The 18,696-nt window shown below is 55.6% G+C and carries 19 protein-coding genes; 16 read left to right on the plus strand and 3 right to left on the minus strand.

Annotation, left to right across the window (positions count from 1 at the left end; genetic code table 11):
- The first annotated feature begins 76 nt into the window (after nucleotides 1-76).
- The 14 genes from nrdR to G461_RS0118780 all read left to right on the plus strand — a co-directional run bounded on the left by nrdR (nucleotide 77) and on the right by G461_RS0118780 (nucleotide 13,678).
- On the plus strand, nucleotides 77-526 hold the full coding sequence (gene nrdR / locus G461_RS0118715; RefSeq protein WP_026958471.1) for a transcriptional regulator NrdR: 450 nt from the start codon (nucleotides 77-79) through the stop codon (nucleotides 524-526).
- On the plus strand, nucleotides 526-1,662 hold the full coding sequence (gene ribD / locus G461_RS0118720) for a bifunctional diaminohydroxyphosphoribosylaminopyrimidine deaminase/5-amino-6-(5-phosphoribosylamino)uracil reductase RibD (RefSeq protein WP_026972988.1): 1,137 nt from the start codon (nucleotides 526-528) through the stop codon (nucleotides 1,660-1,662). Before nrdR ends, ribD begins: the two co-directional genes overlap by 1 nt.
- Nucleotides 1,663-1,739: 77 nt before the next feature.
- Nucleotides 1,740-2,402 carry a riboflavin synthase gene (locus G461_RS0118725; RefSeq protein WP_026972989.1) on the plus strand — a complete coding sequence of 221 codons (663 nt, stop codon included), beginning with the start codon at nucleotides 1,740-1,742 and terminating at the stop codon, nucleotides 2,400-2,402.
- A gap of 24 nt (nucleotides 2,403-2,426) precedes the next feature.
- Nucleotides 2,427-3,545 (plus strand): bifunctional 3,4-dihydroxy-2-butanone-4-phosphate synthase/GTP cyclohydrolase II, encoded by a 1,119-nt coding sequence (ribBA, locus tag G461_RS0118730; RefSeq protein WP_026972990.1) that lies wholly within the window; start codon nucleotides 2,427-2,429, stop codon nucleotides 3,543-3,545.
- Nucleotides 3,546-3,658: 113 nt separating this feature from the next.
- On the plus strand, nucleotides 3,659-4,129 hold the full coding sequence (ribH, locus tag G461_RS0118735; protein WP_026958475.1) for a 6,7-dimethyl-8-ribityllumazine synthase: 471 nt from the start codon (nucleotides 3,659-3,661) through the stop codon (nucleotides 4,127-4,129).
- Nucleotides 4,130-4,143: 14 nt separating this feature from the next.
- Nucleotides 4,144-4,569, plus strand: a complete 426-nt coding sequence (nusB, locus tag G461_RS0118740) for a transcription antitermination factor NusB (RefSeq protein ID WP_026958476.1) — start codon at nucleotides 4,144-4,146, stop codon at nucleotides 4,567-4,569.
- A 1-nt stretch (nucleotide 4,570) separates the two neighbouring features.
- The gene (gene thiL, locus G461_RS0118745) at nucleotides 4,571-5,548 is read left to right on the plus strand and encodes a thiamine-phosphate kinase (RefSeq protein WP_026972991.1); all 978 of its coding nucleotides are present in this window, start codon (nucleotides 4,571-4,573) and stop codon (nucleotides 5,546-5,548) included.
- Nucleotides 5,549-5,591: 43 nt separating this feature from the next.
- The gene (locus tag G461_RS0118750; protein ID WP_026972992.1) at nucleotides 5,592-6,083 is read left to right on the plus strand and encodes a phosphatidylglycerophosphatase A family protein; all 492 of its coding nucleotides are present in this window, start codon (nucleotides 5,592-5,594) and stop codon (nucleotides 6,081-6,083) included.
- A 373-nt stretch (nucleotides 6,084-6,456) separates the two neighbouring features.
- Nucleotides 6,457-8,049 carry an ABC transporter substrate-binding protein gene (locus G461_RS0118755; protein ID WP_026972993.1) on the plus strand — a complete coding sequence of 531 codons (1,593 nt, stop codon included), beginning with the start codon at nucleotides 6,457-6,459 and terminating at the stop codon, nucleotides 8,047-8,049.
- A 53-nt stretch (nucleotides 8,050-8,102) separates the two neighbouring features.
- Complete coding sequence (locus G461_RS0118760; protein ID WP_026958480.1) at nucleotides 8,103-9,113, plus strand: ABC transporter permease subunit; 1,011 nt, start codon at nucleotides 8,103-8,105, stop codon at nucleotides 9,111-9,113.
- 8 nt (nucleotides 9,114-9,121) lie between these two features.
- Nucleotides 9,122-10,036, plus strand: a complete 915-nt coding sequence (gene dppC / locus G461_RS0118765) for a dipeptide ABC transporter permease DppC (protein ID WP_035480706.1) — start codon at nucleotides 9,122-9,124, stop codon at nucleotides 10,034-10,036.
- A gap of 10 nt (nucleotides 10,037-10,046) precedes the next feature.
- The gene (gene dppD, locus G461_RS0118770) at nucleotides 10,047-11,027 is read left to right on the plus strand and encodes a dipeptide ABC transporter ATP-binding protein (protein WP_026972995.1); all 981 of its coding nucleotides are present in this window, start codon (nucleotides 10,047-10,049) and stop codon (nucleotides 11,025-11,027) included.
- Nucleotides 11,024-12,037 carry a peptide ABC transporter ATP-binding protein gene (locus tag G461_RS0118775; RefSeq protein ID WP_035480709.1) on the plus strand — a complete coding sequence of 338 codons (1,014 nt, stop codon included), beginning with the start codon at nucleotides 11,024-11,026 and terminating at the stop codon, nucleotides 12,035-12,037. Before dppD ends, G461_RS0118775 begins: the two co-directional genes overlap by 4 nt.
- Nucleotides 12,038-12,175: 138 nt before the next feature.
- A complete protein-coding gene (locus G461_RS0118780) occupies nucleotides 12,176-13,678 on the plus strand; it encodes an ABC transporter substrate-binding protein (RefSeq protein ID WP_026972997.1) in 1,503 nt (500 codons plus the stop codon).
- On the opposite strand, the gene dxs is transcribed toward G461_RS0118780, so the two are convergent.
- From dxs to G461_RS0118795, 3 genes are read right to left on the minus strand one after another with little or no spacing between them, the layout of a single operon-like run.
- The gene (gene dxs / locus G461_RS24835; protein ID WP_051333692.1) at nucleotides 13,675-15,573 is read right to left on the minus strand and encodes a 1-deoxy-D-xylulose-5-phosphate synthase; all 1,899 of its coding nucleotides are present in this window, start codon (nucleotides 15,571-15,573) and stop codon (nucleotides 13,675-13,677) included. The genes G461_RS0118780 and dxs overlap by 4 nt on opposite strands.
- A 33-nt stretch (nucleotides 15,574-15,606) precedes the next feature.
- The gene (ispA, locus tag G461_RS0118790; RefSeq protein ID WP_026972998.1) at nucleotides 15,607-16,491 is read right to left on the minus strand and encodes a (2E,6E)-farnesyl diphosphate synthase; all 885 of its coding nucleotides are present in this window, start codon (nucleotides 16,489-16,491) and stop codon (nucleotides 15,607-15,609) included.
- A 3-nt stretch (nucleotides 16,492-16,494) separates the two neighbouring features.
- Nucleotides 16,495-16,731, minus strand: a complete 237-nt coding sequence (locus G461_RS0118795) for an exodeoxyribonuclease VII small subunit (protein WP_026958486.1) — start codon at nucleotides 16,729-16,731, stop codon at nucleotides 16,495-16,497.
- A gap of 270 nt (nucleotides 16,732-17,001) precedes the next feature.
- Here G461_RS0118795 and pomA point away from each other — a divergent pair, with 270 nt between their 5' ends.
- Both pomA and G461_RS0118805 read left to right on the plus strand, forming a co-directional pair.
- A complete protein-coding gene (pomA, locus tag G461_RS0118800) occupies nucleotides 17,002-17,766 on the plus strand; it encodes a flagellar motor protein PomA (RefSeq protein ID WP_026958487.1) in 765 nt (254 codons plus the stop codon).
- Complete coding sequence (locus tag G461_RS0118805) at nucleotides 17,766-18,695, plus strand: flagellar motor protein MotB (protein ID WP_026972999.1); 930 nt, start codon at nucleotides 17,766-17,768, stop codon at nucleotides 18,693-18,695. Before pomA ends, G461_RS0118805 begins: the two co-directional genes overlap by 1 nt.
- Nucleotide 18,696 lies beyond the last annotated feature (1 nt).

Below are 18,696 nucleotides of genomic sequence, written 5' to 3' on the forward strand. Positions count from 1 at the left end.
TTTAGCAGCGGCGGAAGTTGTGTCGCCCCCCGCTAACCAGCTAAAATTCCGACATATTCACTAGTGGGTACCCCTGATGTATTGTCCTTTCTGTGCCGCACACGAAACCAAAGTAATCGATTCGCGATTGGTCGCTGATGGCCATCAGATCCGTCGCCGTCGAGAGTGTCTGGAATGTCATGAGCGCTTTACCACCTTCGAGATCGCCGAACTGGTAATGCCGCGGGTAATTAAAGGCAACGGTACCCGTGAGCCCTTCAACGAAGAGAAGATGCGCGCCGGGATGATGCGAGCGTTGGAGAAACGCCCGGTTAGCGTCGATGACGTCGAGCAGTGCGTCAACAAGATCAAGTCTGCACTGCGGGCAACCGGTGAGCGCGAGGTGGAAACTGGCCTTATTGGTAATCTGGTGATGGAACAGCTCAAAGCGCTGGATAAAGTCGCTTACGTGCGCTTTGCCTCGGTATATCGCAGCTTCGAGGATATCCGAGAGTTTGGCGAAGAGATTGCCAAGCTGGAGAAGTAATGGCCGAGTTTTCCGCCCAAGATTGTCGCTGGATGGCCCGCGCCATCCAACTCGCTAAACGGGGTCGCTACACCACCGCACCTAATCCCAATGTGGGCTGTGTGATTGTCCGTGATGGGCAGCTATTAGGCGAGGGCTTCCACCGTAAGGCCGGCGAAGGCCATGCCGAGGTCAATGCCATCGCTGATGCCAAAGCCAAGGGCCATTCACTGCAAGGCGCCACCTGTTACGTCACCCTTGAGCCCTGTGCTCACCAAGGCCGAACCCCTTCTTGTGCGCGAACGCTTGCGGCTGAACAAGTGGCCGAGGTGGTGATGGCAATGGTTGATCCCAACCCGCTGGTGGCCGGAAAGGGTGTGGCGATACTGCAAGAAGCGGGAATTGCGGTGCGCAGCGGGCTAATGTCCGATGCGGCCCGGGCCCTTAACCCCGGTTTTTTAAGTCGGGTTGAGCGAGCGCGTCCCCAAGTTAAGCTAAAACTGGCCTGCTCCATCGATGGTCGAACTGCGCTGGCCAATGGCGAAAGTAAATGGATAACCGGCAACTTGGCGCGCCAAGATGTGCAGCGCGAGCGCGCTTGCAGCCATGCGATTCTTTCTACCGCCGCGACGGTGATCCGCGATGACGCCTCGCTCAATGTCAGACATGGCGAGCTGGGCTCTTTGCGCGAGCACTACTCAGAGCAGTCGCTGCGTCAGCCGGTGCGGGTGATCATCGACCGCCAGGGGCGACTGGCGCAGGCGGGAAGTGAACTTAAGTTGTTCAACAGCCCCGGCGAGGTGTGGCTACTAAGCTATGCTGAGCAGGCGCTGCCCGCCGAGATGAGCGCCAAGGTTAAGCAACTGATAGTCCCAGCCGGTGACAACTGGCTGATGCGGGCGATGCAGCTGCTGAGCACACATGAGATCAACGATTTGTGGGTGGAAGCAGGCGCAGCCCTGGCGGCCGCGCTGTTAGACGCCGAGCTGGTGGATCAGCTGATTAGCTACCAAGCGGGTGTATTGATGGGGCAAGATGCTCTGCCACTGTTTGCCTTGCAGGGGTATACCGAGATGGCCAGACTGAGCCGCTGGCAGCTTTGCGAGCAACGGGTGGTCGGCCCGGATATCAAGACCACCTGGCGGCAACGCAGCTAGCTTAAAAGGCCCTTGGCCCAATGCATGCCTACTTAGCTAAGTGGGTTTAACCGAATAGAGTATTAGAGCAACGCGACATGTTTACCGGAATTATTGAGGCCTGTGGCCAGATCAGCGAGATGCGTCGGGTGGGTGGAGATATCGCCCTGTCGATCAGCTGCCCTGAGCTGGATATGGGCGATGTCAGGCTCGGCGACAGTATCGCTGTCAACGGCGTATGTCTGACTGTGGTCCGCTTTGATGCCGAAAGCTTTGTGGCTGACGTGTCCCACGAGACCATCGCGCAAAGTGCCCTGTCCAAACTCAAGGTGGGCGCTAAGGTCAATCTGGAAAAGGCGATGCTGGCCAGCTCGCGTTTTGGCGGCCATATCGTTAGCGGTCACGTGGATGGCGTGGCAACCGTGGCGCGCATCGAAAAACAGGCGCGCGCCATCGATTTGTGGATTAAGCCACCGGCCGAGCTGCAGCGCTACATTGCCCACAAAGGCTCCATCACGGTGGATGGTATCAGCCTGACCGTGAACCAGTTAGACGGCGATTTGTTCCGGCTAACCATTATTCCGCACAGCGCGGAGCAAACTACCATCGTCCAGTGGCGCCAAGGTGACCCGGTGAATATCGAGGTCGACGTATTGGCGCGTTATCTGGAGCGTTTGATGCAGTTTCCTGCGCAGCCCGATGCACCGGCCAGCGGTGGCATCGATAAACAGTTTTTAGCTCAACACGGCTTCTTTAGATAAATCAGCCTACAACACAGGTGAACTATGGCGCTTAGTAGCATAGAAGAGATTATTGAGGACATCCGCCAAGGTAAAATGGTGGTGTTAATGGATGACGAAGATCGCGAAAATGAAGGCGATCTGATTATGGCCGCGGATCTGGTCACGCCGGAGGCGATCAACTTTATGGCCACCTATGGCCGCGGTCTGATCTGCATGCCGATGACTCAGGCGCGCTGTGAGCAGCTCAAGCTACCGCTGATGGTGGAAAAGAACACCGAGCAGTTCCAAACCAGCTTTACCGTCTCGATTGAAGCGTCCACCGGGGTGACCACCGGTATCTCGGCAGCCGACCGTGCACGCACCGTACAGGTGGCCGCTTCGGTGAATGCCAAGCCAGCTGACATCGTGATGCCGGGCCATATCTTCCCGCTAATGGCTAAAGAAGGCGGGGTATTGAACCGCGCTGGCCATACCGAAGCGGGTGTCGATTTAGCGCGTCTGGCCGGTCGTGAGCCTTGCGGGGTGATTGTTGAGATCCTCAACCCCGATGGCACCATGGCCCGCCGCCCGGACCTGGAAAAGTTCTGTGCCGAGCATGGCCTGAAGATGGGCACCATTGCCGATCTGATTGAATACCGCAATCTGCACGAAACCACCATTGAGCGGGTTGCTGAGTGTCAGATGCCAACTCGCCATGGCGATTTCAAGCTGATCACCTACCGTGACACCATCGACAACAAGGTGCATTTCGTGATGCAGGCTGGTGAGGTGCAAGCTGACCAAGCCACCGCGGTGCGGGTGCACCTACACAACCCGTTTAGTGACCTGCTGGGCAGTGACCGCCTTGGTAAGATGAGCTGGCCGTTGGACCAAGCGCTAAAAAAGATCGCCAATGAGAAGGGCGTGCTGGTGCTGCTGAGCACCGATGACAGCGCCGATGCGCTGATTGAGCAGGTTAAAGCCTTTGCCCGGGCAGACCGTGGCGACACCATCAAGGCCAAAGGCGCCGAGCCGGTCTCGCGCACCGTCGGTGTAGGCTCGCAGATTCTGGCCGACTTGGGCGTGGGCAAGATGCGCCTGCTTAGCTCACCGAAGCGCTACCATGCGCTGTCGGGCTTTGGTCTGGAAGTGGTCGAGTACATCGATTGCGACGGCTGCTAAGCAGCCACTAACAGAAACTCAACCATCGCGCCAAGCTTGTGATAGAATGGCGCGTTTTTATCGAATAACTAGTATTAGTGCGTAACTAAGCGAATATGATAACAGAGCAGAATATGAAGGTAATCGAAGCTAGTCTTGCGGCCCCCCATGCGAAGGTCGCCATTGTAATCGCCCGTTTCAACAGCTTTATTAACGAAAGCCTGCTGTCTGGTGCGGTTGACACCCTGACTCGTCAAGGTTCAGTGAGCGAAGATAACATCACCGTTGTTCGCGTACCGGGCGCGGTAGAGATCCCACTAGCCGCCAAGCGTTTGGCAGCCAGCGGTAACTACGATGCCATTATCACTCTGGGAACCGTTATCCGTGGTGGTACTTACCACTTCGAGATCGTATCTAACGAATGTCACAAAGGCCTGGCGCAAGTAATGATGGAGTACAACGTGCCAATTACCTTTGGTGTATTGACCACCGAGTCTATCGAGCAAGCCATTGAGCGTGCCGGCACCAAGATGGGTAACAAGGGTACGGAAGCTGCACTGAGTGCCTTGGAGATGATCAATCTCGTACCACAGCTTGACGCCTAATTGAGGAGACTCCAGTGAAACCAGCTGAGCGCCGCAAGGCCCGTCAATTTGCTACTCAGGCGATCTATCAGTGGCAGATGACCAACGACAATATCGCCAACATTGAACACCAGTTCATGACCGATCACGACATGAGCAAGGCCGACGTGCCTTACTTCTCATTGCTGATCGCCGGTGTGGCTGCCAATGCCAACAAACTCGACCAAGCGATGGCTTCATCGCTGTCTCGCAAGCTTGAAGAGCTGGACATGGTTGAGCACGCTATCCTGCGTATCGGCATGTATGAACTGCTGATGGTTGATGGCATTCCACCGAAAGTGGTAATCAACGAAGCCATCGAACTGGCTAAGTCGTTTGCCGCAGAAGACAGCCATAAGTTCATTAACGGCGTGATGGACAAGGTTCTGCGCCTGCAAGATCTTAAGTCAAAACCAAACTAATATGAGCAGCGTCCCCCTCGATGAGTTCTCGCTCATCGAACGCTTCTTTACCCGTGAAGAGCAACGCGCCGATATCGCCCTCGGTATTGGTGATGACGCGGCGCTGCTAACGCCACCAGATAACCATCATCTGGTGGTGTCCACCGACACCTTGGTGGAAGGCATCCATTTTCTCCCCGATATTCCTGCCCACGCCCTTGGACATAAGTCTTTAGCGGTTAACCTCAGCGATCTCGCCGCGATGGGTGCAGAGCCGCGCTGGGTAACGCTGGCCTTGACCTTGCCCGAGGTGGACGAGCAGTGGCTGAGCGAGTTCAGCCGTGGCTTCTTTGAGCTGGCCGAGTTCTACAACGTTAGCTTGGTAGGCGGTGATACCACCCGCGGGCCGCTGAGCATCACGGTGACTGTACATGGCGTGGTGCCGCTGGGTAAGGCGCTGACCCGCCATGGCGCAGCGGCTGGCGATGGCATCTACGTGACCGGTACGCTGGGCGACTCGGCACTGGGATTTGCAGCCTTGCAGCAGCGGCTATCGCTGAGTGAAAGTGCTCGGTATCTGCTGATTGAGCGCCACTACTACCCTCAGCCTCGGGTGTTGGCCAGTTATGGTCTGCGCGATGTGGCCAGTGCCACCATCGATATCTCCGATGGCCTGCTGGGCGATCTCGGTCATATCCTCAAGCGCAGCAATTGCAGTGCCAATCTGGAGCTGGAGCGCTTGCCGCTCTCTGACTTGATGCGCGAGCTGGTCTCGGTGGAGCAGGCAATTCATTTCGCGCTGACCGGTGGTGAAGATTACGAGCTGTGCTTTACCGTACCGGAAGCCAACCGCGGGCAGATTGAAACCGCCTTGTCGTTTAGCGGTGTGCCGTACCACTGTATTGGCACGGTGGGAGTGGGCAGCGGAGAAGTGAACCTGCAACTGAACAACAAGCGCTATCAGTTAGAGACGAGCAGCTGGAACCATTTCGAGTCCTGATTGTGAGTTGGCGCTAAGACCCCTAATTCGAGTGAAGAGTACTATGTCAGAGAGCCCTCGCGCCGCCCTAAAAGCCCTTAACCTAAGCAACCTTTGGCACCTTAGCGCCGTGGGGTTTGGCAGCGGCTTAGCGCCCAAGGCGCCCGGCACCTTCGGTACCGTGGCAGCCATTCTGCCTTACTTCCTGATTGCCCAGCTGAGTACTCCTTGGTACTTGTTGGTGCTGGCACTGACTACTTGGTTTGGCATCGTCTGCTGTCAAAAAGCCACCGATGCCATGGGGGTACACGATCATGGCGCCATTGTGTGGGACGAGTTTGTCGGCTTTTGGATCACCATGCTGTGGGTGCCCTTTAGCTGGACCAATTTGCTGCTGGGCTTTGTGCTATTCCGCTTTTTTGACGTACTCAAGCCATGGCCAATCAAGGCCATCGACAAGAAAGTGGATGGCGGCTTAGGCATTATGCTCGACGATGTGTTGGCGGGGGTATTTGCCTGCGCCAGCTTGCATTTAATTCTGCACCTTCTGGGCTGATTCCGGCCCGACCAGACAATCCTGCCTGACAAGCTCAGCATTCCCCCAAATCATGCTGAGCTTATGCCATTCTATTTGCCATACAAAATGAATAGTTATATGAAAAATATGAATTCACTTTCATATTTTATCTCTTCAAAGCTACGCTCATTAGCTTAAAGCAGCAGAGAAGCTAGACATTTTCAGTTAAAAATACTAATTTAACCCTCGCAGTAGCGTATCCTGCTAAGCGGTGTTTGAATAAATATTGCTATCGATCAAGGCTTTGATCTCGGGCTTTCGCTTAGCAAGTAGTGCACGGAACACGCAAACTACAACATATGGAATGCGATAGATAATCGCATACGACACGATGTCATTACGGAGAAACACAATGAAAAAAGGACTGACCAAGCTGTCTCTGGCTTTGGCGGCCAGTGCTTTCGCGATGAGCGCCCAAGCACAGACCTTCGTTTTCTGTTCAGAGGGTAGCCCTGAAGGCTTTAACCCATCTCTTTACACCGCCGGCACCACCTTTGATGCCTCTTCAAAAACCATCTTTAACCGTCTGGTTGAGTTTGAAGTTGGTACCACCAATGTTGAGCCGGGTCTGGCTGAGTCTTGGGAAGTATCTGAAGATGGCCTGGAATACACCTTCCATCTGCGCAAAGGCGTGAAGTTCCACTCTCAGAAGAAAGGCTTTAAGCCGACCCGTGACTTCAATGCCGATGACGTAGTGTTCAGCTTCTTGCGTCAGGACGACCCAGAACATCCTTACCACAAAATCTCTGGTGGCTCTTACGAGTACTACAACGGCATGGGCATGCCTGAGCTGGTTAAGGAAGTGGTTAAGGTTGACGACTACACCGTTAAGTTCGTACTGAGCAAGCCTGAAGCGCCGTTTATCGCCAACCTGGCGATGGACTTTGCTTCTATCTTCTCTGCCGAGCAAGCCGACGCGCTACTCGCTGCTGGTACCCCTGAGAAACTGGACCTAGACCCTGTGGGCACCGGTCCGTTCCAAAAAGTGCAGTACCAAAAAGATTCAATCATTCGTTATTTGGGTAACCAAGATTACTGGAAGGGCGCACCTCAGATTGACCGTCTGGTATTCTCTATCACCCCGGATGCCTCAGTACGCTACGCCAAGCTAAAAGCTGGCGAGTGTCATGTAATGCCATATCCAAACCCTGCTGACGTGGCGCAAATGGCCGAAGACAGCGAGATCAACCTGATGAGTCAGGAAGGTCTGAACGTGGGCTACCTGGCATTCAACACCCAGAAAAAACCGTTTGATGACGTACGTGTTCGTCAAGCCCTTAACCTGGCCCTGAACAAGCAAGCGATTATCGACGCGGTATTCCAAGGCGCAGGTAAAGTTGCCAAGAACCCACTGCCACCGACAATTTGGTCTTACAACGATGCGACCGTTGACTACCCATACGATCCAGAGAAAGCCAAAGCGATGCTGGCCGAAGCGGGTGTTACCGACCTGAAGACCAACATCTGGGCGATGCCAGTACAGCGTCCTTACAACCCGAATGCCCGTCGTATGGCGGAAATCATTCAGGCTGACTGGGCCAAAGTGGGCGTAGACGCAGAGATCGTTAGCTACGAATGGGGTGAGTACCTCAAGCGTTCTAAAGAAGGTCAACACGACACCGTACTGCTGGGTTGGACCGGTGACAATGGTGACCCGGATAACTTCCTGTCAGTACTGCTGAGCTGTGATGCAGTAGGCGGTGGTAACCGTGCAATGTGGTGTAACGAAACCTTCAGTGACCTGCTAGAAAAAGCCAAGCAGATCAGCGACCAAGGCGAGCGTGCCAAGCTGTATGAAGAAGCACAGCTGGTATTCAAAGAGCAAGCGCCTTGGGTAACCGTTGCCCACTCAGTGGTATACAAGCCAGTACGTAAAGAAGTACAAGGCTTCAAGATCGACCCTCTGGGCGGTCACCACTTCTATGAAGTTTCACTCAAAGACTAGTGTGAAGACAGGGGGCAGCTCGCTGCCCCCTATATTCGCTGACAAGCACTCCTATGTTTCAATTTATATTTAAAAAGCTGATGTTGGTGGTACCGACCTTCATCGGTATTACTTTATTGACCTTTACCCTGATTCGCCTGATTCCCGGTGACCCGATTGAGGTGATGGCCGGTGAACGCGGGGTGTCGCCTGAGCGACATGCCCAGCTGCGCGCTGAGTTAGGTTTGGATCAACCGCTGCTGATCCAATACAAAGACTACGTGGTCAATATTTTCCATGGTGACTTGGGTAAGTCCTTGATCACCAAAACGCCTGTAATGGAAGAATTTGCCAGCCTGTTCCCGGCAACCGTGGAACTGGCGACCTGTGCCGCGCTGTTTGCAGTGCTGGTGGGGCTGCCTGCGGGGATTATCGCGGCAGTCAAACGAGGGTCGATATTCGACCACTCAGTGATGACCTTTTCGCTCACAGGCTACTCCATGCCGATCTTCTGGTGGGCGCTGCTATTGATGCTGGTGTTCTCGGTTAACCTCGGCTGGACCCCGGTCTCCGGGCGGCTCGATGTGACCTATTGGATTGATGAAGTCACCGGCTTTATGTTGATCGACACCCTGCTCTCGGGTGAAGAGGGGGCGTTTGCCTCTGCGCTGCACCACTTGGTGTTGCCAAGTATTGTGTTGGGCACCATTCCGATGGCGGTGATAGCCCGAATGACCCGTTCGTCGATGCTGGAAGTGCTCAGCGAAGACTATATTCGTACCGCGCGCTCCAAAGGCATGGCGCCATTGCGGGTGATTGTGGTGCATGCCCTACGTAACGCCTTGATCCCGGTGATTACGGTGATCGGCTTGCAGGTCGGCATCTTGCTGTCTGGTGCGATCCTGACTGAGACGATCTTTGCCTGGCCGGGCATCGGCAAGTGGCTGATTGAGAGTATCGCCCGCCGCGATTACCCCGTAGTACAGGGCGGCATCATGATGGTGGCGACCATTATTATTGTGGTCAATCTGATCGTCGACATCCTCTATGGCGTGGTGAACCCGCGCATCAGACACAACAAGTAGGGGGCGATATGTCAGATTCTACTAATACCGAAACGCTGAGCCCCGAACAAGTTGGGCCTCAGCCACAGACTCCGCTGCAGGAGTTCTGGAGCTACTTCTCTGCCAACACCGGTGCGGTAATTGGCTTGGTGTTTATTGTCACCATGATTATCGTGGCGCTATCGGCCAACTGGCTGGCGCCGCACTCGCCGATTGAGCAGTACCGTGATGCGCTGCTGATGCCGCCGGCCTGGGTTGAGGGCGGCAGCTGGACCTATGTGCTTGGCACCGATGATGTGGGCCGCGATATCTTATCGCGACTGATGCATGGTGCGCGCCTGTCGCTGTTTATCGGCTGCTTGGTGGTCACCTTGTCACTGGGCATGGGCATTTTGCTCGGTCTGGTTGCCGGTTACTTCCAAGGCGCCGTCGATACCGCAATTATGCGTGCGGTAGACATTATGCTGGCGATGCCCAGCCTGCTGCTGGCGATTGCGATTGTGGCCATCTTGGGCCCAAGCTTGATCAATGCCTCGATGGCGATTGCGATCGTCTCCTTGCCACACTACGTGCGCTTAACCCGCGCCTCGACCATTGCCGAGCTAAGCAAAGACTACGTGGTGTCCTCGCGGGTAGCTGGTGCTTCGCACCTGCGCCTGATGTTTATCACTATCTTGCCGAACTGTTTAGCGCCGCTGATCGTGCAAGCCACCCTCGGCTTTTCCAATGCCATCCTGGATATGGCGGCACTGGGCTTCTTGGGCTTAGGTGCTCAGCCACCTACACCGGAGTGGGGCTCTATGCTGGCCGATGCGCTGCAGTTTGTGCAACGCGCTTGGTGGGTGGTGACCTTCCCCGGCTTGGTCATCCTGCTGACCGTACTGGCCTTTAACCTGATGGGTGATGGCCTGCGTGATGCCCTCGACCCCAAACTAAAACAATAGGAGGACGCTGATGGCCTTATTAGAAGTAAACACGCTCAGCGTCGAGTTTGGTGACGGACCGAATCCTTTCCGCGCGGTTGACCAAGTCAGCTACAGCGTGGAAAAAGGCGAAGTGGTGGGTATTGTTGGTGAGAGTGGCTCGGGTAAGAGTGTGAGCTCGCTGTCGATCATGGGCTTGATTGAATACCCCGGCCACGTAAAAGCCGAAGGGCTGACCTTTGATGGTCAGGATCTGCTGTCGATGCCGGTGAAAAAGCGCCGTGCGCTAACCGGTGCCGATATCGCAATGATCTTCCAAGAGCCGATGTCGAGCCTTAACCCGTGCTATACCGTTGAGTTCCAAATCACTGAAGCACTCAAGATCCACCAAGGCGGCAGCAAGAAATGGCGTCGCGAGCGGGCTATTGAGCTGCTTGAGCAAGTGGGCATTCCTGACCCAACTTCACGCCTCAAAGCCTATCCGCATCAGTTATCCGGCGGGATGAGCCAACGAGTGATGATCGCCATGGCAATTGCCTGCGACCCGAAACTGCTGATTGCCGATGAGCCAACCACTGCCTTGGATGTGACCATTCAGGCACAGATCGTGGACCTGCTGCTCGAGCTGCAACGCGAGAAGAACATGGGGCTGGTGCTGATTACTCACGACCTGGCCTTGGTGGCCGAAGCCGCCGACCGGGTGATCGTGATGTATGCAGGTCAGGTGGTGGAAACGGGCCCGGCGGAAGAGATCTTCTCAACTCCGCGCCACCCCTACACCCAAGCCTTGCTGCGTTCACTGCCTGAGTCCTCTCAGGGTAAAGAGCGCCTTGAAGCGCTGCCCGGTGTAGTACCCGGTGCCTTCGACCGGCCTAAGGGCTGTATGTTAGCGCCGCGTTGTCCTTATGCCAGCGAGCGTTGTCAGCGTGAAGTGCCCATGGTAAGTGGCGATAGCCTGCGTCAGGTGCGCTGTTTTACCCCCCTCGATTTGCAAGGAAAACCCGCAGCATGAGTGAAGCGAAGTTAACATCATCGACCGCAGCTGGGCAGGTGGAATCCTTGCTGAGTGTGGTGGATATTAAGAAACACTATCAGGTGAAAACCGGCTTTATGAAGCCCGAGGCCAATGTGAAGGCCCTCGATGGCGTCAGTTTTAACCTGGATAAAGGCAAGACTCTGGCCGTAGTAGGGGAGTCGGGCTGTGGTAAATCCACCCTGGCTCGGGTTCTGACCATGATTGAGCAGCCCACTGCCGGCGAGCTGCGCTTCGATGGCCAAGACGTGCTGGGCCTCGGCGCGGAAGCGGCCAAGGTGCTGCGCCAGAAGATCCAGATTATCTTCCAAAACCCCTACGGCTCGCTCAACCCGCGAAAGAAGGTGGGCACCATCTTGGAAGAGCCCTTGGTGATCAACACCAGCTTGAGCAAGCATGCGCGCAAGCAAAAGGCGCTGGATATGCTGGCCAAGGTGGGGCTGCGTCCGGAGCACTACGACCGCTACCCGCATATGTTCTCCGGCGGTCAGCGCCAGCGTATTGCAATTGCCCGCGGCCTGATGCTCGACCCTCAGGTGGTGGTGGCCGATGAGCCGGTATCGGCACTGGACGTATCGGTACAGGCTCAGGTACTGAACCTGATGATGGATCTGCAACAGGAGATGGGGCTGAGCTACATCTTTATCTCCCACGATTTGTCAGTGGTGGAGCACATCGCCGATGAAGTGATGGTGATGTATCTGGGCAAAGCGGTGGAGTATGGCAGCTGTGAGGCGATCTTTAACGATCCCAAGCATCCCTATACCCAAGCGTTGCTCTCCAGTACTCCGCGTCTTGACCCGGCCCACCGCCGCGAGAAGATCAAGCTGCAGGGCGAGCTGCCATCGCCGCTCAACCCTCCACAAGGCTGTGCCTTCCACGCCCGTTGCCGCTACGCCAACGAGCGTTGTGCCCAGCAGCAGCCGCAGTTGGTGAACGAGTCTGGCACTCAGGTGGCCTGTTTTGCTCGGGAAGAAGGGCGGCTCTAAGCGCTCTACTTACCCCTGTAACAACCAAAGCGAGCCCTCTACTAAGGCTCGCTTTTTTATTACCAGTGGAGACTGTGCCCTGTTTAGCCCGCTGGCGAATATGGTAAGCTTGCGCGGTCTTAACACAGGGAGAACCGGGTGAGATCACAACTGTTTGCGCTGCTGCTGCCCCTTCTATGCAGCTTTTCCCCCAAGGCCGAACAACTCGTTTGGGGCACCGCCTATCCCTTGGCGATTCATCCGGTGGTCGACCCCAGTGTGCCCGGCAGTTTGCTGATTGGAAACCTAGCCTTCGACTCATTGTTTCGCTTTGATACCGAAGGCAAGCTGGAGCCGCGGCTGGTGGAGAGCTGGCAGGCTGAGTCGCCCACCCGCTACCGTTTTCGCCTGCGCGAAGGCGTGAAGTTTCACTCCGGAAATCCCCTGACCAGCGCCGATGTTGCCTGGACCTTTGAGCAGCTCAAAGCCTCGCCCAACTTTGAGCGCTGGTGGTCACCGATTACCACGATTGAAGCCCTGAATGAGCGCGACTTTGTGGTGGTTACCGACTATCCCTTCTCAATGCTGTTTGTCAGGCTGAGTTTTCTGTTTCCGGCCGATAGCCAGTTTGTGCCGAACGCGGCGCAGCGCCTGTCTGGCACTGGCCCGTTTATGCTCAGCGACTACCTGCAAAACCTGCATGCACGCTTTGAGCAAAACCCCCAGTACTGGGGCGGGATCAGCGGCAATGTCGAACAGCTCAGCTTGATCCCGATTGCCAACAAAGAAGCCCGCGTTGCCAGCTTGTTCTCCGACGATGTGCACTTGGTCGACCATGTTCCGCTGGAGTACGCCCACCTGTTTAACGAAAAACAGCATGTGTTACTGCACCCGGTTAACGGCCAAGACTGGACCGCAATTCAGCTCAATCCTCGCAGACCTTATATTGAGCAGGTGTCGGTGCGCCAAGCGCTCAACTTTGCTATTAACAATCAGGCCTTGGCAGAGTCGATGGGGCCGATGGCCGATACTGCCACCCAGCTTAGCGATCCAGCCTTTCCCAGTTACAACAAGAGCCTGACGCCGCGTTACAACCCCATAGTCGCCAACCAACTGCTGGAAGAGGCAGAGGTGCCCGATGGTACCCGCTTAACGCTGATCTTGCCGCAAAGCTATCAAGAGAAGTACCGGCGATTGGCCGGACAACTGCAAAAGATGCTGCTTAGAACCGGCTTCGAACTGCAGGTCGAATGGCTAGATGATAGTGGCTATGTGCAAGCGTTGGAGAGTTGTCGCTACGATATGGCGTTGGTGTCACGCCACAGCCTCTCAGGCGATGTAATGACCTTGATGCGGACCATGAAGGTGAGTGACAGCCTCTATCCTCATGTAGGCCGCTGTGGGCCCTATGTTAGTGAGCGCGGCGAGGTGTTGCTGCGCGCTGCTGAGGCTGAATGGCGCTCAGCGGAGCGTGACTTACTGATGCGACAGCTCGAAGAGCAGCTCTATGATGACGCCCTGCTGGTCCCTCTATACTGGGAGCAGCGGCTGTGGGCTGCCAGCGCTGAGGTGAGTTTGGGCCCGGTCGGTTTTGCCATGGCCTATCCGCATTTCGATAAGCTGTCGCTGCGCCAAGCTAGCGCAGCGGACAAGGCTGACTAGTCGGCTTTAACTTTCAGTGGGGTAGAGTGGCTGGGCGCGCTAAAGGCGCGGGCAGTGGCGGTGATACCAGCAGTATCAAGGCCTAAACGCGCGTGGATCTGCGCTTGCGTGCCCTGTTCGACAAAACGATCCGGCAGGCCGAGGGCCTTAAACTTCACTGCTAAGCCTTGCTCGAGGATAAACTCCGCTACCGCAGAGCCTGCACCGCCCATCACCGCATTGTCTTCCACGCTGATAAAGAGGCTGTGGCTTTGCGCCAACTGAACAAGCAAGGCCTCATCCAAAGGCTTCACAAAGCGCATATCCACCAAGGTGGCATCGAGCTGTTCGGCTGCGTTACGCGCTTCGGTGAGCAGGGTGCCAAAGCTAAGGATGGCCAGCTGAGAGCCTTCGCGTAGCACCCGCGCCTTGCCGATTTCCAGTGCCTGCATCGCTTGCTCGATAGGGGTGTTATCCGCACCGCCGCGAGGGTAGCGCACCGCGGCGGGCGTAGTCATCTGATGGCCAGTGAACAGCATCTGGCGACACTCGTTCTCATCCGCCGGACACATAATCGTCAGGTTAGGAATTGGTCGCAGGTAGCTTAAGTCAAAGGCCCCTTGGTGGGTTTGCCCATCGGCGCCCACCACGCCCGCACGGTCAATGGCGAACAGCACTGGCAGGTTCTGGATCGCTACATCGTGGATCAGCTGATCGTAGGCGCGTTGCAAGAAGGTAGAGTAGATCGCCACCACCGGGTGATAGCCACCAATTGCTAAGCCAGCGGCAAAGGTCACCGCATGTTGCTCGGCAATCGCCACATCAAAGTATTGCTGTGGGTACTCTTTGGAGAAGCGCACCATGCCTGAGCCTTCGCGCATGGCCGGGGTCACCGCCATCAGCTTCTCATCTTGGGACGCCATATCGCACAGCCAGTCGCCAAATACCTTGGAGAAGGTGGGAGCAGTGGCTTTGGCCTTTGGCAGGTCATGCTTGCTTGGATCGAACTTGGATACCGCGTGGTAGCCAATCGGGTCTTGTTCGGCGGGGGCATAGCCCTTGCCTTTTTTGGTCATCACATGCAGTAGCTGCGGCCCTTTCAGGCTGCGCATGTTCTTCAATGTTTTGACCAGACCTTTTACATCGTGGCCATCGATGGGGCCGATGTAGTTAAAACCGAATTCTTCAAACAGGGTGCCCGGCACCACCATGCCTTTGAGGTGCTCTTCGGTGCGTTTGGCCAGCTCTTTCAGTGGCGGCATGCCGCTGAGTACCTTCTTGCTGCCTTCGCGCAGGTTTGAGTACAAGCTGCCCGAGAGGATATTGGCCAGAGAGTTGTTCAGTGCGCCAACGTTCTCGGAAATCGACATCTCATTGTCATTGAGGATGACTAGCATGTCGTTATGGATATCACCGGCATGGTTAAGCGCCTCAAAGGCCATCCCGGCGGTCATCGCGCCATCGCCAATGACTGCGGCAACCTTGCGCCCTTCGCCTTCTTTTTGCGCAGCGATGGCCATACCCAAAGCGGCACCAATCGAGGTCGACGAGTGGCCTACGCTCAGCACGTCGTACTCACTTTCGTCGCGCCACGGGAAGGGGTGCAGGCCATCGAGCTGGCGAATGGTCGACATACGCTCGCGGCGGCCGGTGAGAATTTTATGTGGGTAGGCCTGGTGGCCAACATCCCATACCAGCTTGTCAAACGGCGTGTCGTAGACATAGTGTAGGGCCACGGTCAGCTCGACCGCACCCAAGCCTGATGCCAAGTGGCCACTGGATTGGCTAACACTGTTGAGCAAATAACGGCGCAACTCCTCACACAGCTCTGGGAGTTGTTGTTTAGATAGTTTTCTAAGTTGCTCCGGGTAATCCACCTCGGCGAGCAGCGGGTAATGCTTAATGTCCAGTGTCATAAATTGAGATATGGCTCTTACTGTGATTTTTGCTTACTTATCGCGGTATACGATGTAATCGGCCAATTCGGCGAGCATGGCGCTATTGTAGGGCAAAGTCTCTAAAGCTTGAAGCGCCACAGCCCGCAAACTCTGGGCTTTATCGCGCGCGCCATCCAGTCCTAGTAGAGCAGGATAGGTGCTTTTCTGGAGCTCTGCATCGGAACCTTGGGGTTTGCCTAAGGTTTCGGTATCGGAAGTCAGATCCAGAATATCGTCTTGCACCTGGAATGCCAGCCCAATCGCTTGTGAGTAACGCAGCAAGGCTGCACGCTGGTCCGCTGGCAAATCAGCACTGATCGCCCCCATGGCAACCGCGGCACTGATTAGCGCACCAGTTTTATGGCGGTGTATCTGCTCCAAAGCTTCCAGGCTAACCTGCTGCTCGGTGGCGGCCATATCCAAGGCCTGACCACCCACCATGCCCGCATAGCCAGCGGCTTTGCTTAAGGTGGCAACCAGCTCAATGCGCAGCTCAGCGCTCAGGGGCGCTTGGCTTAGCTGCTCAAAGGCAAAGCTTTGCAGGGCGTCGCCGGCCAAAATTGCCGTGGCTTCATCGAAGGCGATGTGACAGGTCGGCTGGCCGCGGCGCAGCTCGTCGTCGTCCATCGCGGGCAAGTCGTCGTGGATCAGCGAATAGGCATGGATCGCCTCGACTGCTGCCGCAACCGGGTCTAAATAGGTCAGCTCCAGTCCCGCTAACTCTCCCACCATATATACCAGCGCCGGGCGCACCCGCTTACCACCCAGCAACAGGCCGTGATGCATGGCGGATTTTAGGCGCGGTTCTAGGTCTGGCTGGCGTGTTAGCTGCTCAGCCAAATAGTCGTTGATCCGCTGCTGGTAGGCACCGAGGGCGTCAGCGAGAGAGGCGTGCACAGATTACTCCTGTTCGAATGGGGCTAAGTCTTCGCCGGCTTGTCCCTGACGAAGTATCTTGATCTGCTGTTGGGCGGTGTTCAGTTTACTCTGACTGGCATTGGCCAGACTGATACCTCGTTCAAAACTTTTCAGTGCTTGTTCGAGACTGAGCTCTCCTTGCTCGAGTTGCGAGACAATCTGTTCAAGTTCGTTGAGGTTTTCTTCGAAGCTCATGTTTTCGGGCTTTTTGGCGGCCATCAGTTGATCCTGGCGTGATGATTGCTGGCGCCACGTTAACTCAGGGCGGTATACAGGTCAAACTCGCCACTCAAGTATTTTTTTATTGGTCGATATAAAGTACAACGAAGAGATTCATCTCAAGGTCTTGAATCTTTGAATATAATCACCTTCAACTCCAGCGCTGTACTGGAGTAGTATTAAGGTTTGGGTGGGTTTATCTTTCGGGTTCAAATTATGTTCAGGTTAGACACCGCCAACCTGCGCTTTACTGGCTACAAGGATTAGATTGTGGATTTAGCAACGCTGATAGGCCTGCTTGGGGCTTTTGCCTTCGTCGTGATGGCGATGGTAATGGGGGGAGGAATCGGGATCTTCATCGATATCCCCTCGGTACTGATTGTATTCGGTGGGTCACTGTTTGTGGTGTTGATGAAGTACAACATCGGCCAGTTTATTGGCGCCGTGAAGATTGCGGTGAAAGCCTTTATGTTTAAGGCCGACAAACCGGAAGACTTGATCCAGCGCTCGGTTGAAATGGCCGACTCGGCGCGTAAAGGTGGCTTCCTGGCACTGGAAGAGGCAGAGATCACCAACTCCTTTATGCAAAAGGGCATCGACATGCTGGTGGATGGCCACGACGCCGATGTGGTGCGCTCCACCTTGGAAAAAGACATCCTGCTTACCTCCGAGCGCCACGAGTTCGGTGCCGGTATCTTCAAAGCGCTGGGCGATGTGGCGCCGGCGATGGGGATGATCGGTACCCTGATTGGTCTGGTAGCGATGCTTTCCAACATGGATGACCCTAAATCGATTGGTCCCGCGATGGCGGTGGCCTTGTTGACTACCCTTTATGGTGCGATGTTGGCAAACATGGTGGCGATCCCTATCGCCGACAAACTGCTGCTGCGAGCCGGTGAGGAAAAGCTTAATCGCACCTTGATCCTCGATGCGGTGCTGGGCATCCAAGATGGCCAAAACCCGCGTATTATCGAAGCCATGCTGAAAAACTATCTGCATGAAGGCAAACGTAGCTTGGGTACCGCTGAAGAGTAATCGCTATGGAAGAACCCTGCAAATGTCCCCCTCCCGGGGCGCCGTTATGGCTGGCAACCTTTGCGGATCTGATGTCGCTGCTGATGTGCTTCTTCGTACTGCTGCTGGCGTTCTCAGAGATGGACGTATTGAAGTTCAAGCAGATCGCCGGCTCGATGAAGTACGCCTTTGGTGTGCAAAACCTGCTTGAGGTAAAAGACATTCCCAAGGGCACCTCGGTGATCGCCCAAGAGTTCCGTCCGGGGCGCCCAGAGCCGACCCCGATCGAAACCATCATGCAGCAAACCATCGATATCACCCAGGCCAAACTGGAGTTCCAGGACGGTGAAGATGCCGATGCCGGTGGCGAGCAAAAAGACTCTGGCGATCAAAGCGGTGGCCGCTCACAAGCCCAGTCGAGCAGTCAAAGCCAAGAGTCGCAAGCCCAAGAGATCCAGAACCAGCAAGCCAAGCGGATTGCCGAGCAGTTGCGCGATCAGGTGGAAGATGGCGCCATTGAGGTGGAATCGCTAGGCCAGCAGATCATCATTCGTATCCGTGAGAAAGGCGCATTCCCGGCCGGTTCGGCCTTCTTGCAGCCGCGCTTTAGACCAATTATCTACCGGGTTGGCGAGTTGATTAAGGATATCCCCGGGGTGATTACCGTATCGGGTCACACCGACAACCAGCCAGCGCTGTCTGAGCTGTATCGCTCCAACTGGGATCTCTCCAGTCAACGTGCTGTTTCGGTGGCTCATGAGTTGGTCAAGGTGCCCGGGTTTGAGCAGCAGCGACTACGGGTGCAGGGCATGGCCGATACCCTGCCGATTGCGCCGAATAATACTGCGGCAAACCGCAGTAAAAACCGCCGTGTAGAGATTGGCATTATGCAGGGCGAGGCGATGATGTCTCAGGAGGTCTCGGTGCAGCCTCAGGCTGATGCCAACTAAT

Origin of the sequence: Aliagarivorans marinus DSM 23064 (assembly GCF_000429485.1) — a bacterium.
In the GTDB taxonomy this organism is placed as follows: domain Bacteria; phylum Pseudomonadota; class Gammaproteobacteria; order Enterobacterales; family Celerinatantimonadaceae; genus Aliagarivorans; species Aliagarivorans marinus.

Coding starts and splice junctions, on each gene's coding strand:
- nrdR (WP_026958471.1), top strand. CDS start 77: ATGTATTGTCCTTTCTGTGCCGCACACGAAACCAAAGTAATCGATTCG.
- ribD (WP_026972988.1), top strand. CDS start 526: ATGGCCGAGTTTTCCGCCCAAGATTGTCGCTGGATGGCCCGCGCCATC.
- G461_RS0118725 (WP_026972989.1), top strand. CDS start 1,740: ATGTTTACCGGAATTATTGAGGCCTGTGGCCAGATCAGCGAGATGCGT.
- ribBA (WP_026972990.1), top strand. CDS start 2,427: ATGGCGCTTAGTAGCATAGAAGAGATTATTGAGGACATCCGCCAAGGT.
- ribH (WP_026958475.1), top strand. CDS start 3,659: ATGAAGGTAATCGAAGCTAGTCTTGCGGCCCCCCATGCGAAGGTCGCC.
- thiL (WP_026972991.1), top strand. CDS start 4,571: ATGAGCAGCGTCCCCCTCGATGAGTTCTCGCTCATCGAACGCTTCTTT.
- G461_RS0118750 (WP_026972992.1), top strand. CDS start 5,592: ATGTCAGAGAGCCCTCGCGCCGCCCTAAAAGCCCTTAACCTAAGCAAC.
- G461_RS0118755 (WP_026972993.1), top strand. CDS start 6,457: ATGAAAAAAGGACTGACCAAGCTGTCTCTGGCTTTGGCGGCCAGTGCT.
- G461_RS0118760 (WP_026958480.1), top strand. CDS start 8,103: ATGTTTCAATTTATATTTAAAAAGCTGATGTTGGTGGTACCGACCTTC.
- dppC (WP_035480706.1), top strand. CDS start 9,122: ATGTCAGATTCTACTAATACCGAAACGCTGAGCCCCGAACAAGTTGGG.
- dppD (WP_026972995.1), top strand. CDS start 10,047: ATGGCCTTATTAGAAGTAAACACGCTCAGCGTCGAGTTTGGTGACGGA.
- G461_RS0118775 (WP_035480709.1), top strand. CDS start 11,024: ATGAGTGAAGCGAAGTTAACATCATCGACCGCAGCTGGGCAGGTGGAA.
- dxs (WP_051333692.1), bottom strand. CDS start 15,573: ATGACACTGGACATTAAGCATTACCCGCTGCTCGCCGAGGTGGATTAC.
- G461_RS0118795 (WP_026958486.1), bottom strand. CDS start 16,731: ATGGCCGCCAAAAAGCCCGAAAACATGAGCTTCGAAGAAAACCTCAAC.